Origin of the sequence: Xanthobacter albus (assembly GCF_043194895.2) — a bacterium.
In the GTDB taxonomy this organism is placed as follows: Bacteria; Pseudomonadota; Alphaproteobacteria; order Rhizobiales; family Xanthobacteraceae; genus Xanthobacter.
This window is the reverse complement of the sequence record NZ_CM195532.1, coordinates 1,597,352-1,611,115: the sequence shown is the minus strand read 5'-3', so window position 1 is coordinate 1,611,115 and position 13,764 is coordinate 1,597,352. Positions and strand designations below refer to the sequence as shown.

13 protein-coding genes and 1 pseudogene are annotated in these 13,764 nt (G+C 68.9%); 6 read left to right on the top strand and 8 right to left on the bottom strand.

Translation table 11 applies throughout. The features are described from left to right. Positions 1-179: 179 nt before the first annotated feature. On the bottom strand, positions 180-1,127 hold the full coding sequence (locus V5F75_RS07230) for a peptidylprolyl isomerase (RefSeq protein WP_394035718.1): 948 nt from the start codon (positions 1,125-1,127) through the stop codon (positions 180-182). 303 nt (positions 1,128-1,430) lie between these two features. On the opposite strand from V5F75_RS07230, the gene rpmF reads away from it, so the two are divergent. Next, positions 1,431-1,616 carry a 50S ribosomal protein L32 gene (gene rpmF, locus V5F75_RS07225; RefSeq protein WP_394035720.1) on the top strand — a complete coding sequence of 62 codons (186 nt, stop codon included), beginning with the start codon at positions 1,431-1,433 and terminating at the stop codon, positions 1,614-1,616. A 508-nt stretch (positions 1,617-2,124) separates the two neighbouring features. Continuing rightward, positions 2,125-2,529 carry a hypothetical protein gene (locus V5F75_RS07220; protein WP_394035722.1) on the top strand — a complete coding sequence of 135 codons (405 nt, stop codon included), beginning with the start codon at positions 2,125-2,127 and terminating at the stop codon, positions 2,527-2,529. A 509-nt stretch (positions 2,530-3,038) separates the two neighbouring features. Here V5F75_RS07220 and phaR read toward each other — a convergent pair. Further along, a pseudogene (gene phaR, locus V5F75_RS07215) lies at positions 3,039-3,482 on the bottom strand (polyhydroxyalkanoate synthesis repressor PhaR); the annotation flags it as partial. 353 nt (positions 3,483-3,835) lie between these two features. Here phaR and V5F75_RS07210 point away from each other — a divergent pair. Both V5F75_RS07210 and phbB read left to right on the top strand, forming a co-directional pair. Then, a complete protein-coding gene (locus V5F75_RS07210; RefSeq protein ID WP_394035724.1) occupies positions 3,836-5,014 on the top strand; it encodes an acetyl-CoA C-acetyltransferase in 1,179 nt (392 codons plus the stop codon). Between the two features lie 160 nt (positions 5,015-5,174). Beyond that, positions 5,175-5,897: an acetoacetyl-CoA reductase gene (gene phbB / locus V5F75_RS07205; protein ID WP_394035726.1), complete on the top strand. Its 723-nt coding sequence runs from the start codon at positions 5,175-5,177 to the stop codon at positions 5,895-5,897. Between the two features lie 136 nt (positions 5,898-6,033). Here the strand turns inward: phbB and V5F75_RS07200 are convergent, their stop codons facing one another. The 3 genes from V5F75_RS07200 to V5F75_RS07190 all read right to left on the bottom strand — a co-directional run bounded on the left by V5F75_RS07200 (position 6,034) and on the right by V5F75_RS07190 (position 8,806). Further along, positions 6,034-6,498 (bottom strand): acyl-CoA thioesterase, encoded by a 465-nt coding sequence (locus V5F75_RS07200; RefSeq protein ID WP_394035728.1) that lies wholly within the window; start codon positions 6,496-6,498, stop codon positions 6,034-6,036. Between the two features lie 50 nt (positions 6,499-6,548). Then, positions 6,549-7,709 carry an iron-containing alcohol dehydrogenase gene (locus tag V5F75_RS07195; RefSeq protein WP_394035730.1) on the bottom strand — a complete coding sequence of 387 codons (1,161 nt, stop codon included), beginning with the start codon at positions 7,707-7,709 and terminating at the stop codon, positions 6,549-6,551. Positions 7,710-7,909: 200 nt separating this feature from the next. Further along, the gene (locus V5F75_RS07190; protein WP_394035732.1) at positions 7,910-8,806 is read right to left on the bottom strand and encodes a methyltransferase domain-containing protein; all 897 of its coding nucleotides are present in this window, start codon (positions 8,804-8,806) and stop codon (positions 7,910-7,912) included. Positions 8,807-8,925: 119 nt separating this feature from the next. Here V5F75_RS07190 and V5F75_RS07185 point away from each other — a divergent pair, with 119 nt between their 5' ends. Both V5F75_RS07185 and V5F75_RS07180 read left to right on the top strand, forming a co-directional pair. Beyond that, complete coding sequence (locus tag V5F75_RS07185) at positions 8,926-9,420, top strand: MarR family winged helix-turn-helix transcriptional regulator (RefSeq protein WP_394035734.1); 495 nt, start codon at positions 8,926-8,928, stop codon at positions 9,418-9,420. Next, positions 9,417-9,863 carry a hypothetical protein gene (locus V5F75_RS07180; RefSeq protein ID WP_394035736.1) on the top strand — a complete coding sequence of 149 codons (447 nt, stop codon included), beginning with the start codon at positions 9,417-9,419 and terminating at the stop codon, positions 9,861-9,863. Before V5F75_RS07185 ends, V5F75_RS07180 begins: the two co-directional genes overlap by 4 nt. Positions 9,864-9,944: 81 nt before the next feature. On the opposite strand, the gene V5F75_RS07175 is transcribed toward V5F75_RS07180, so the two are convergent. From V5F75_RS07175 to V5F75_RS07165, 3 genes are all read right to left on the bottom strand, one after another. Beyond that, complete coding sequence (locus V5F75_RS07175) at positions 9,945-11,693, bottom strand: SbmA/BacA-like family transporter (protein ID WP_509212153.1); 1,749 nt, start codon at positions 11,691-11,693, stop codon at positions 9,945-9,947. Between the two features lie 219 nt (positions 11,694-11,912). Beyond that, positions 11,913-12,125 (bottom strand): alkylphosphonate utilization protein, encoded by a 213-nt coding sequence (locus V5F75_RS07170; RefSeq protein WP_394035740.1) that lies wholly within the window; start codon positions 12,123-12,125, stop codon positions 11,913-11,915. 1 nt (position 12,126) lies between these two features. After that, complete coding sequence (locus V5F75_RS07165; RefSeq protein ID WP_394035742.1) at positions 12,127-13,755, bottom strand: acyl-CoA synthetase; 1,629 nt, start codon at positions 13,753-13,755, stop codon at positions 12,127-12,129. Between the last annotated feature and the right edge of the window lie 9 nt (positions 13,756-13,764).

The following is a 13,764-nucleotide window of genomic DNA, read 5'->3' as shown; positions in this document are numbered from 1 at the left end:
CCACTCTTTGCCTTTCGCCTTTCCCAGAGCGTTTCATGAAAACGCCGAAACGCTCTATCCCATTGCAATGACGCGTTTTCTTCACGCGAACCGGGTTCCGCTTCGCTCGAAAACGCTTTCCCACGGCGGACAAGAAAAAGGGGCGCCGGAGCGCCCCTTTCAGAACCGGACGGCCGGCCTCACTTCTTGGCCGGATCGGCCGGCGCGGCAGCGGGAGCCGCAGCGCCGGGGGCAGCAGCGGGAGCCGCGGGCGCGGCGCCGGCGGCCTTCTCCACCTTGGCATCGGCGCGCAGCTTGGTGACGAGATCGGCCTGGGCCTTGCGCACCAGATACTGCTCCACCTGCCCTTCCACCTGCTCATAGGTCGGCACGGGCTTGTTGCGCTTGTCCTCGATCTTGATGATGTGCCAGCCGAACTGGCTCTTCACCGGATCGGACACCTGCCCCTTGTCGAGCTTGAAGGCGGCCTCGGCGAACTCGGGCACCATCTGCTCCTTGGTGAAGTAGCCGAGGTCGCCGCCGTCGTCGGCGCCGTCCTTCGAATATTCCTTGGCGAGCTTGGCAAAGTCCTCGCCGGCCTTGGCCTTCTTGGCGATTTCCTTGGCCTTCGCCTCGTCATCCACCAGGATATGGCGCGCGTGCACCTCCTGGTCGGCGGGGGAGGACTTCACGAATTCCTCGTAGGTCTTGCGCTTCATCTCCTCGGAGACCGCCTTCTTGGCCTCCTGGGTCATCAGCGCTTCCATGAGGGCCTTGGTGCGGGCGTAGGCGAGGCGCTCCTTGAAGGCGGGCGTCTGGTCCAGCTTCTGCGCCTCTCCCGCCTGGGCGAGGAGGGTCATGTCGGTCAGGAAGGAGAGCACGTATTCCTGGCGGGCCGCGCCCTGGAGCTGCGGCGGCAGGCCCGGGCCGATATCCTCGGCGGCGATGGCCACCTCGCTCGCGCGGATGGGCGTTCCGTTGACGGTGGCCACCACCGCGTCGGGATCGACGGCCTTCGCGTCCGCGGCCTTGGCGGCGGGCGCCGCAGGCGCCGCCGACTGGGCGAGGACCGGACCCGAAAGGGAAACGAAGGCGACGGACGAGGCGAGAGCAGCCGCGAGCGCGGCGGTGTGGACGGAACGCTTCATGGGTCCGGTTTCCTCGGGGATTGGGGCGAGCCCCATAACGGCGCACACCCGAATGGCGCGCGCCGGAACGGGGCGCACCGTTGCGCAGCTCTCCTTGACTGGCAAGTGGGCATTGTTGAGGCGCGCCTTATACGGTTCTATACGAGCTCCTACGTATAAGCCCCCGTAAAGGGGCTTCCGCTTCGGCTCAAGAGCCTGTATAAGGCGCGCCTTCAGATAAGAAGAGGTTTCGCAGAGGCTCGCGCGAACCGCCGCAGTGGGCGAGACCTGTCTTAGGATGTCTCGTCTTCAGGAGTTTGGACAATGGCCGTCCCCAAGAGAAAAACCTCGCCGTCCCGCCGCGGCATGCGCCGCTCGGCCGACGCGCTGAAGCAGCCTACCTACGTGGAGGACAAGGATTCCGGCGAGCTGCGCCGCCCCCACCACGTCGATCTCAAGACCGGCATGTACCGGGGCCGCCAGATCCTGAAGCCCAAGGCCGAGGTCTGATCCAAAAGGGGTGATCGGCCGCGGCCGATCGCCCTCGATCACATATGATCGGGCCTGGGCCCGATTCTCTATCCCGCACCGCCCGCGGCCATTCCGCGGGGGTGCCCAGCCGGCAACCGGGCCGCTGCGCGATTCGGTGCGAATACGCGGGTGCCGGTGCAGAGAATGGCCGGGCACCACAGGCCAGGCGCGATGGCGGCGCGCGATTCTCCCGCCTGATCTTCACGCCAGCCAGCCGCAAGATGCTTCCGGGCGATCTTTCCCCAACAGAATGCACGCGCCGCGCGGCGCTCTGAAGCGCGCAGAGCGATCCTCGCCCCGACGGCGGCGGCCTCACACCGCGCCCCGCGCTCCCACCTGTCCCATCACGCCTTTCAAGGCCGAGGCCCGCGCCACGGAATGCACGCGGCCGTGCGCGGCGGCAACGGAACGGTGACACTCCCCGGAGCAATGTGCCGGCCATGTCCGGCCTCGCCCGTCACGCGCGGGCCGTTCCAAGGAGCATCATATGCTGACGCCCGTGCCGCTGCTGATCATCCCCCTGGCGCTGTTCAATATCGTCGCGTTCCTGACGCCGAGCCTCGACTGGAGTTCGCAGCTCGCCCTCATCTCCATGCTGTCCGGCGCGCAGTGGAAGATCACCCTCGCCGAGGCGTTCGTGGCGGTCTGCCTGCTGTTTCTCTTCTTCGAGATCATCAAGTCCACGCGCATCAGCTCCCGCTCGCTCATCGACCACATGCTGTCGATTCTGCTGTTCGTGGTGAGCCTCGCCGAATTCCTGCTGGTGGCGCAGGCGGGCAACTCGGTGTTCGCCCTGCTGCTGTGCGTGATGCTGGTCGATGTGGTGGCCGGCTTCTCCGTGTCGATCCGCGTCGCCCAGCGCGATCTCGCCGTTCGCCCGGACGCGGCGTGACGCAGAGGGCCCGTGAGACTTTCTCGCGGGCGTTCTCATGGGCGTTCAGCCGAGCCCGCGCGGCGATTGAGCGGGACTGAACTGCGCGGGTCGAAGCCCGAGGCCCATGGGCTGAAGCCCCACACCCCGCGAAAACCTCTCCAGAAACGCGGACGGCCCATCCCGGCGGGCGGGATGGGCCGTCGATCGCTCAGGTCGAAAGGCCGGAATCAGCCGTTGCCGCCGAAGCCCTCGCCCGGCTTCGGCGCATCCTGCGCCTCTTCCGCCGGCGGCGCGGCAGCGGGAACCGTCTCGACGGGGGCCGGAGGAATGGGGGCCGGCGGCGCCGGCTCGGCGGGGCGCGCCACGAGCTGCTCCAGCTTGGCTTGCATGGCCGCCATCTGCCGCTTCAGCACGTCGAGCTCATCCTGCCCGCCGGACACGGGCGCCGGCTGCGACGCCTGGGCGGGCGGCACGACGCCCGCGGCCTGCGGCTCGGCGCCCTCGCCCCCCTCCTCGTCGGTCTTGGGGAACGGCAGGAACATGTGGAAGGCGCGCTCGAACATTTCCATGTTGCGCCGCACGTGATCGTCGAGCCCGGTGAATCCAGTCCCGGTCATTGTCTTCGTGACATGATCCCGAAACTTGCCCTGGTCCTTCGTGAAGCTGTCGATGGACGCTTCCAGATAGCGGGGCACCAGCATCTGCATGCTGTCGCCGTAGAACCGGATGATCTGCCGCAGGAACGTGATGGGCAGAAGATTTTGCCCCTTGTTTTCCTGCTCAAAGATGATCTGCGTGAGAACCGAGTGAGTGATATCGTCGCCGTTCTTCGCGTCGTAGACGACGAAGTCCTCGCCATCCTTCACCATGTTGGCGAGATCTTCGAGAGTCACATAGGTGCTCGTGCCGGTGTTATACAGGCGTCGGTTGGCGTATTTCTTGATGGTGACTGGCTCTTGTGATTTTGCCATCGTCCGGTCATCCACTTTCCTTGGGGGTGCCATCAGGTTAGGGCGTTTCCACTCCCATAGCTACCAAATTATGTGCAGCGCGCGTGAAGGCTGTGCGATGCAACCGCGACCTCCGCCACATGTGGGGCTTGCCAGCGCCGGCCACGACGTGACATCGCTTCATGACAGGAGATCGTTCCATGACGCCGCACCCTGTCATTATTCCATGGAGCCACCGCCGGCGGGCGTTCCATGACATGGATCATTGACACAAAGTCGTGGCCGATCTCGATATAATGCCCGGCATCCATAAAGCGGCGCAAAGCCGTCCCGCCTTTCCAGAGTCCGCCAGTCCCAAGCCCCAGGAGAAGATCATGAAGGACGAGGTCGTCATCGTCGCCGCGGCGCGCACCCCCGTCGGCTCGTTCAACGGCGCCCTGGCGCCGCTGCCCGCGCATGAGCTCGGCGCCATCGTCGTGAAGGCGGCGCTGGAGCGGGCGGGCGTTCCCTCCGCGAACGTGAGCGAGGTCATCCTCGGCCAGGTGCTCACCGGTGCCCAGGGCCAGAACCCCGCCCGCCAGGCCTCCGTCAAGGCCGGCGTCCCGATCGAGAGCCCGGCCTGGACCGTGAATCAGGTGTGCGGCTCGGGCCTGCGCACCGTCGCGCTCGGCGCCCAGGCCATCGCCAACGGCGACAGCGACGTGGTGGTGGCCGGCGGCCACGAATCCATGAGCCAGTCCGTGCACGCCGCGCACCTGCGCAACGGCCAGCGCATGGGCGGCCTCGAGTTCGTGGATACCATGATCAAGGACGGCCTGTGGGATGCCTTCAACGGCTACCACATGGGCGTCACCGCCGAGAACGTGGCGAAGCAGTTCCAGATCACCCGCAAGGAGCAGGACGAATTCGCCGTCGCCTCCCAGAACAAGGCAGAGGCCGCCCAGAAGGCCGGCAAGTTCAAGGATGAGATCGTCCCCGTCGTCATCTCCACCCGCAAGGGCGACGTGGTCGTCTCCGAGGACGAATACATCCGCCACGGCGCCACGCTGGAAAGCATGGAGAAGCTGAAGCCCGCCTTCGCCAAGGACGGCACCGTGACCGCCGGCAACGCCTCCGGCATCAACGACGGCGCCGCCGCCGTGGTGCTCATGAGCGCCGCCAAGGCCAAGGCCGAGGGCAAGACCCCGCTCGCGCGCATCGTCTCCTGGGCCCAGGCCGGCGTCGATCCGTCCATCATGGGCACCGGCCCCATCCCGGCCTCCAAGCTCGCGCTGGAGAAGGCCGGCTGGAGCACGTCCGACCTCGACCTCATCGAAGCCAACGAGGCGTTCGCCGCCCAGGCCATCGCCGTCAACAAGGGCCTCGGCTGGGACACCTCCAAGGTGAACGTGAACGGCGGCGCCATTGCCATCGGCCACCCCATCGGCGCCTCGGGCACCCGTATTCTCGTCACTCTCCTGCATGAAATGCAGAAGCGGGATGCGAAGAAGGGCCTTGCCACGCTGTGCATCGGCGGCGGCATGGGCATCGCCATGTGCCTTGAGCGGGATTGATTCGTCACGCTACTGTCAAAAATCGGGCCGCGATCGAAGGTCGCGGTCCGAGACACTCGCAACCGTTTCGAGAAGTCCTTAGATACAATCCGAGCGTGGCTCGATCCGCTTCGGAATGTTCACTTTAAACTTGGTCGAGCCAACATGTATGGAGGGAACTATGGCGCGCGTCGCATTGGTTACGGGTGGCACCCGCGGGATCGGTGAGGCCATCTCGATCGCGCTCAAGACGGCTGGCTACACCGTGGCCGCCAACTACGCCGGCAACGACGATGCCGCCAAGGCCTTCACCGAGAAGACCGGCATCCCCAACTTCAAGTGGGACGTCTCCAATTTCGACGCCTGCAAGGAAGGCATCGCGAAGGTGGAGGCCGAGGTCGGCCCGGTCGACGTTCTGGTGAACAACGCCGGCATCACCCGCGACGCGCCCCTGCACAAGATGTCGCTGGAGCAGTGGAACGCGGTGATCGGCACCAATCTGTCGAGCTCCTTCAACATGTCCCGCAACGTGATCGAGGGCATGCGCGCGCGCGGCTTCGGCCGCATCGTCTGCATCTCCTCCATCAACGGGCAGAAGGGCCAGTTCGGCCAGACCAACTATTCCGCCGCCAAGGCCGGCGAGATCGGCTTCGTGAAGGCCCTCGCCCAGGAATCGGCCAAGCACGGCATCACCGTGAACGCCATCGCGCCCGGCTACATCGGCACCGAGATGGTGCGCGCGGTGCCGGCCGAGATCCTGGCCAAGATCGTCGCCACCATCCCGGTCGGCCGCCTCGGCGAGCCGGAGGACATCGCCCGCGGCGTGGTCTTCCTGGCCTCGGACGAAGCCTCCTTCGTCACCGGCTCGACCCTGACCATCAACGGCGCCCAGTACATCTGCTGAGAGCGCCCCGCTCTACTGTGGGAAGAAAGCCGGCCCGCTCACGCGGGCCGGCTTTTTCTTTGCGCCATGCAGCTTCTTTGGACGCGCCTGCGCCTGCCGAATCAGGCCGAAGGCCCGCGCGCCCACGGGCCTTTACTCAGACCGCGAGGGGCTGGAGCACCCGGCGCACCGCCTCGGGAACGGGCACCGGCCGCTGGCTTGCCCGGTCCACATAGACATGGACGAAATGCCCCTGCGCCGCCGCCCGCGGGTCCTCCCCCTGGAACAAGGCGATCTCGTAGCGCACGGAGGAGGAGCCGAGCTTCGCCACCCGCATCCCCGCCACCACCGGCGCCGGAAAGGTGAGCGAGCGGAAATAGGTGCAGCGCGTCTCCACCACCAGGCCGATCACGGCGCTCGCCTGCGGGTCGAGCACGCCGTGGGCGATGAGGTGCTCGTTCACCACCGTGTCGAAGTAGGAATAATAGACCACGTTGTTGACATGGCCGTAGACGTCGACATCCGCCCATCGGGTGCTGAGGGTGAGGACGTGGGAAAAATCACTCCGCAGGGCAGGCTCCTCCCGCCCCGCCTGCCTGGCCGTCGCCTCGGTGCCGCTCATGGTGTCCTCCCCGCTCGCGGGGGTGCCATGCGGGCGCCGAAGCCCTCGCTTTACCCCCATGCCGCCTTGTAGAGCGCCGAGATGTCCTGCGCCAACAGCGGGCGTGGATTATTGGCGAGAAGCCGCCCCTGGCGCTGCGCGGCGCCGGCGAGGGCGGCAAGGTCGTTCCGCCCGAGGCCCGCGCCATCCAGCGTCTCCGGCAGGCCGATGAGGGAGAGCAAGGCGCTGAGCCGCGCAGCGAACGCCTCCGCCCGCACCTGGGAATCACCCGCCGCCGGCGCCTCCGGAAACAGGCGGGGCAGCAGATCGGCATAAGCGTGAGCGGCGGCCGGCATGTTGAAGCGCACCACGTGCGGCAGCAGCAGCGCCGCCGCGAGCCCCGCCGGCAGGCCATGGCGCACGCTCAGGGGATAGGCGAGCGCATGGGCCGCGCCCGCCGGCGCGTTGGCGGTCGCCTGCCCGGCCATGAGCGAGGCGGAAAGCAGCGCCTGGCGCGCCCGCCGGTCCGTCCCCTCCCGCACCGCCAGCGGCAGCGCCCAGGCGAGAAGGCTGAGCGCGCCTTCAGCCAGGGCCCGTGAGAGCGGGTTGGCGTTGGCGTGGGTGGAGGTGAAGGCCTCCACCGCCAGCGCCACCGCGCCCACGCCCGCCGCCGCCGTCTCGGCCGGTGGGGCGGTGAGGGTGAGGTCCACGTCCAGCAGGGCGGCATCGGCCACGAGGCAGGCGGCCACCACCGCCTTCTTCTCCCCGCCCGCGCTCACCAGCGCCATGGGGGTCGCCTCCGCGCCGCTGCCGGCGAGGGTGGGTGCCAGCACCAGCGGCAGGCGCGGCCCGGCGGCGAGGCCGACGCCGTAGATCTCAGAGAGGGCATCCCGCCCGGTGGCGAGCAAGGCGGCGAGCTTCGCGACATCGAGCACCGAGCCGCCGCCGAGGCCGAGCACGCCCTCCGCCTTCATCTCCACCGCGGCGGCAGCCGCCGCCGTCGCCACCCCGGCATCGGGGCCGCGCGGCACCTCCTGGAACACGCGATGGGCCACGCCCGCCGCGCGCAGGGCATCGAGCACGATGGCAAGCCCGCCCGAGCGCGCGACGCCGGCATCCGTCACCACCAGCACGCGGTTCACCCCGGCGGCGCGGAAGTGCTCGCCCGCCTGCCCTGCCGCGCCGGCGGCGCAGACGATCCGCGCCGGCGTGTTGAAGACGAAACCGGCCATGCGCGCTCCCGCTGTCGGACGACGTTCCGGCGGTGATGCTGCCGCTTTGCCGCCGCGCGTCAAGGCCGCGGCGGACCGAGCGCCGCGCGAGGCCCCCCAGGCCACCCGCGCCGGCCATCCCCGCCGGCGGCCGAGTTTCGCCGAAACGTGGCGCCGGGGCTCGGCTAAAGACCCATGAAAATGCTCACGGGCCTTTGATATCAGTCTTCGCCGCCGGCGGGCGGCACGGTGGCGTTCAGGGCGGCGGCGAGGCTCATCCTGGCGGAACCGGGCGCGAGCGGCTTCTGCTGGCTCTCGTGCGGCGCCCAGCCGGAAAGCCAGACGATGTCGAAGGTCACGCGCAGGCGCCCGTCCGAATCGCCGAAGCGCTCCCCATAGACCTCCGCCGCGCGCATCAGCGTGTCGCGCCGCAGGGGCACGCGGCGCCGTTCCGCCAGCGCATTGGCGGCGCCCATGCGGCGCAGCTCGGCGAACAGGGTGAAGGGCGAGCCATAGCGCACCACGATGCGATCCGTGTCCGCCACCGGCAGGGCGAAGCCGGCCCGCTGCAGCAGCCCGCCCAGGTCCCGCACATCCGCGAACGGCGCGACGCGGGGCGAGATGCCGCCGGTGGTCTCGCTCTCGGCGATGGCGAACGCCTGCCGCAGCTCGGTGAGGCTGGAGCCGCCCACGAAGGCGGCAAGGAACAGCCCGTCGGGCCGGAGCGCGCGGCGCACCTGGGCGAGCACGCCCGGCAGGTCGTTCACCCCCTGCAGGGCCAGCGCCGACACCACGAGATCGAGCGAGCCGGGCGCGAAGGGCAGCGCCTCCTCGTCCGCCACCACGGCCGCGCGGCGGATGCCCAGCCCTTCCGCCAGCGGCGCGGCCGAGAACAGGCGCTCCACCGCGGGGTGCCCGGCGAGGGCCCGCGCCAGCGCATCGGTGGGCGTGCCGAGATCGAGGGCGGTGGCGAAGCGCCGCTTCACGGCCGAGAGCCGGTCGGCCAGATCCTCGGCCACCCGGTCCAGAAGGAAGGTCTCCGGCCCCAGCCTGCCGGCGCGGGCGAGGCGGCGGCGCAGCAGGGCGCGATCGAACACGAGGGGCGGCGTCTGGCTCATGGGGCGCATATAGGCGCTTCCCGCCGCCGTTGCACGCGGTGCGCCCCCACGCGCCGCCAAAATGACAGCATATTGTCGATATTGACAGCTACATGCCATTTTGACATAACACTGTCGTTATGAAGCCAACCTTCGATCCCTTCACCCATCCCACCAGCCAGCTGGTGCTGGAGGTGTTCCGCCTCAACGGCGCGCTCATCGCCGCCGGCGATGCGCTGGTGGCCCCCCTCGGGCTCACCAGCGCCCGCTGGCAGGTGCTGGGCGCCATCACCGAGGCCGGAGGCGGGCTGCCCACCGCCGGCATCGCCCGCAACATGGGCCTCACCCGCCAGTCGGTGCAGCGGGTGGTGGACGACCTTTCCGCGCTCGGCTTCATCCGGTTCGCGCCGAACCCGCACCACAAAAGGGCCAAGCTGGTGCAGCTCACGCCCGAGGGCTCCGTGGCCTTCGCGGCTGCGAGCGCCTGCTGGGCGCCGCTGGCGGACGCGCTCGCCGCCACCGCCACGGTACCGGCCATGGCGCAGGCGCGGGACGTGCTCCACCGCCTCGCCGAGGCCCTCGCCAGCCGCGCCGAACCCGCGCCGGACAACGACGGCACAGGAGAGACAGCATGATGCGCCGCATCCACCCCGTGGCCGGGGGCATCGCCCTCGCCACCATCCTCCTGTTCTGGACGTCCACGGTCGCGGCAGAGGCTTTCGGTGACGGGGCCCTGGTGGCGCGGGTGAAGACCGCCATCCTGTGGGGCATGCTGGTGCTGGTGCCGGCCATGGCCACGGTGGGCGCCACGGGCTTTCGCCTCGCCGGCCGGGCGCAGGCGCCGCGCATCCGCGCCAAGAAGCGGCGGATGCCCGTCATCGCGCTCAACGGCCTGCTGGTCCTGCTGCCCTGCGCCGTGTTCCTTCAGGCGCGCGCCGCCGCCGGCCTGTTCGATACGGCCTTTGTCGCGGTCCAGGCCCTGGAGCTGGCCGCCGGCGCGCTCAACATCACGCTGATGAGCCTCTCCATGCGCGACGGCCTTGCCCTCGCCCGCGGCCGCCGCCCGGCGGCGGGTTGAGGGCGCCGCCGGGCGGGTTTCGCTCACGTGCCGCGCGAGCCCGGCCGGAGACCCGCGGGAAAAGCGCGCGGGCCCCTGGTGTCACACCGGCTGGAGCCGGGGCGCGGTGGCCGGCTTCAGGATGCGCGGGGCGGCATCTCCGTCGAGATGCAGCACCCGGTCATGCAGGCCCACCAGGGTCGAACGGTGACCGATGGAGATGAAGGTGGCGCCGGGCAGGGCCGTGCGCAGCAGGCGGTAGAGCTGCGCTTCCGCCGCCTCGTCGAGGGCGGAGGTCGCCTCGTCCAGCAGCAGCACGTCCGGCTTCTCCAGGAGCGCGCGGGCGAGGGACAGGCGCTGCTGCTCCCCGAGGGAGAGCACATGGGGCCACAGCGCCTCCTCATCCAGCCGCGCCACGAGCCCGGAAAGGCCCACCGCCTGCAGCGCGGCCTCCGCCGCATCGCGCGGCACGCTCTCGGCCGGGCGGGGATAGGCGAGCGCCGCGTCGAGCCGGCCGGCGGGCACATAGGGCTTCTGCGGCAGCACCATCACCGTCTGCCCCGCCATGCGGGCGATCCGCCCCTCGCCATGCGGCCAGATGCCGGCGATGGCGCGCAGCAGCGTGCTCTTGCCCGCCCCCGAGGGACCGGTGATGAGCACGCATTCACCGCGATCGATGGACAATTCGCCGGTGGCCACCAGCGGCGCGCCGCCGGGCAGGCGCACCTCCACTCCCGAGAGGCCGAGCGCGGGCCCCTCCGCGTGGGCGGCCGCGGCGAAGGCGGGGTTTTCCGCCTGGGCCCGTGCGCGGGCGATGGCCTGCTCGAAGCCGGTGAGGCGCTGCACCACGGAAACCCATTCCGCCAGTGTCACATAGCTCGCCACGAAGAAGGAGAAGGACCCCTGCACCGAGCCGAAGGCGGAGGCGGTCTGCATCAGCTGCCCGAGCTGGATCTGGCCGGAGAAATAGGCCGGCGCCACCACCACATAGGGGAAGATGGTGGAGATCTGGTTGTAGCCCGCGGTGAACCAGGTGAGGCGCTTCTGCGCCTTCATCAGCGAGAAGAAGTTGCCCCACACGCGGGTGAAGCGGCTTTCCAGCTTGCGGTCCTCGGCGCCTTCGCCATGGAGCAGCGCGATCTGCTCGCCGTTCTCGCGCACGCGCACCAGGTCCACGCGGAAGTCCGCCTCGTAGCGCTGCTGATCATAATTCAGGCGCACCAAAGGGCGGCCGATGAAATGGGCGATCCAGGTGCCCGCCGCCGCATAGACCAGCGCCGCCCAGAACAGATAGCCGGGCACCGAGAGCTCGTGCCCGAACAGGGAGAAAGCGAGCGGGCCGGAGAGGTTCCACAGGATGACCGAGAAGGAGATGAGCGACACCACCGTGCCGAGCAGGCCGATGCCCACCCCGATGGTGCGCCCCACGAACAGCTGCACGTCCTCGGCGATGCGCTGGTCGGGGTTGTCGGCGGCGTCCCCGGAGAGGCGCAGGCGGTAGTGGACCTCATCGGAAAGCCAGGCATGAAGGTAGCGCCGCGTGAGCCAGCGCCGCCAGCGGATCTCCAGCCACTGCTTCAGGTAGATCTGGTAGACCGCCACGCAGATGGCGCACACCGCGATGGCGCAGAAAATGAGAAGCTGCTTCTGGAAGGCGGCGAAGTCCTTGTCCTGGATGGCGTTGTAGAAGGCGACGTTCCATTCGTTGAGGATCACCGTCGCGCCCACCCACGCCAGTTCCAGCGCGATGACCGCCGCCAGAAGGCCGATGGCCACCCACCGCTCCTCGCTCCTGAAATAGGGCACCGCGAGGCGACGGATGTCGCCGAGAAGGGACAGAAGGGCGCGCACCGGCATCGTCTCCGCTGAAGGGTCCGCCACCCTTGTGGCGCCGCGAACCTGACCGCACCATGGCGGCCGCATGAACGATTGGAAAGGTGGCGCTGGGGAAGGCGCGGGCGCGCGCCGCCGCGCGCCCGGAGAGCCGCCGCCCTGCCCCCGCAACGAAAAATGCCCGGACGCTGTCCGGGCATTTTTCTTATGGTTCCGTAGGCCGGCGGCGGGGAAGGCTCACGCCTTCTTCACGAACTCGGTGCGCAGCACCAGGCCCTTCACCTTCTCGACCTTGCAGTCGATCTCCTCCGGGTCGCCGGTGAGGCGGATGCCCTTCACAAGGGTGCCCCGCTTCAAGGTGACGGAGGTGCCCTTCACCTTGAGGTCCTTGATGAGGGTGACATTATCGCCGTCCTTCAGGACGGCGCCGTTGGCGTCCTTGACTTCCACTTCAGACCTCCTTCGCCAGCTCGCGCAGGCGGAACTTCTGGATCTTGCCGGTGGAGGTCTTCGGGATCGGCTCGAACACGATGTGGCGGGGGCACTTGTAGCCCGCAAGGTGGGTCTTGCAGTGGGCCAGCAGTTCCTCGGCCGTGACGCTCATGCCGTCGCGGAGCTCCACGAAGGCCACCGGGGTCTCGCCCCACTTCTCGTCGGGCTTGGCCACCACCGCGGCGGCGCTCACCGCCGGGTGCTTGTAGAGGGCGTCCTCCACCTCGATGGACGAGATGTTCTCGCCGCCGGAGATGATGATGTCCTTGGAGCGGTCCTTGAGCTGGACATAGCCATCGGGGTGCTTCACGCCCAGGTCGCCCGAGTGGAACCAGCCGCCGGCGAAGGCATTGTCGGTGGCGGTGGGGTTCTTGAGGTAGCCCTTCATCACCGTGTTGCCGCGGAACATGACCTCGCCGAGGGTGGTGCCGTCCGCCGGCACGGGCTGCATGGTCTCGGGGTCCAGCACTTCAAGGGCGTCGAGGGCGGCGTAGCGCACGCCCTGGCGGGCCTTCTTCACGGCGCGCTCGGCGGCCGGCAGGCTGTCCCACTCCGAGTGCCAGTCGTTCACCACCGAGGGGCCGTAGACCTCGGTGAGGCCGTAGACGTGCACCACGTTGAAGCCCGCGTCCTGCATGGCGGCGAGCACCGCCTCCGGCGGCGGGGCGGCGGCGGTGATGAACTCCACCTTGCCGGGCAGCGGGCGCTTGTCGGCCTCGGGAGCGCCGAGCAGGGTCGACATCACGATGGGCGCGCCGCACATGTGGGTGACGCCATAATCGGCGATGGCATCGAACATGGCCTTGGCGCGCACCTGCCGCAGGCACACATGGGTGCCGGCCACCAGCGTGATGGACCAGGGGAAGCACCAGCCGTTGCAGTGGAACATGGGCAGCGTCCAGAGATAGACGGGATGCTTGCCCAGGGCGCAGGTCACCACATTGCCCACCGCCAGCAGGTTCGCGCCGCGATGGTGGTAGACGACGCCCTTGGGGTCGCCGGTGGTGCCGGAGGTGTAGTTGAGCGCGATGGCGTTCCACTCGTCGTCCGGGCCGCTCCAGACGAACTCCGGATCGCCGGTTTCGAGGAAGGCCTCGTAATCCGTGGTGCCGATGCGGTCGCCCTTGCCGGTGTATTCCGGGTCGTCATAGTCGATGACGATGGGCTTGCGCACGGCCATGGCGAGCGCCGCCTTCATCACCGGCGAGAACTCGCGATCGGTGATGAGCACCTTCGCCTCGCCGTGGTCGATGGTGAAGGCGAGGATGGCGGCATCGAGCCGGGTGTTGAGGGAGTTCAGCACCGCGCCCGTCATGGGCACGCCGTAGTGGGCCTCCAGCATGGCGGGGGTGTTGGTGAGCATCACCGCCACCGTGTCGCCCTTGGCGACGCCGAGCTTGGAAAGGGCCGAGGCGAGGCGCCGGCTGCGGGCGTAGAAATCGCGATAGTTGCGCTTGAGCGCGCCGTGGATAATGGCGGTGTGGTCCGGAAAGACGCTGGCGGCGCGCTCCAGGAAGCCGAGCGGGGTCAGGGGCTGGTAATTGGCCTGATTGCGGTCGAGATGCAGGTCATAGATGCTACCGGCCATGATGTTCCC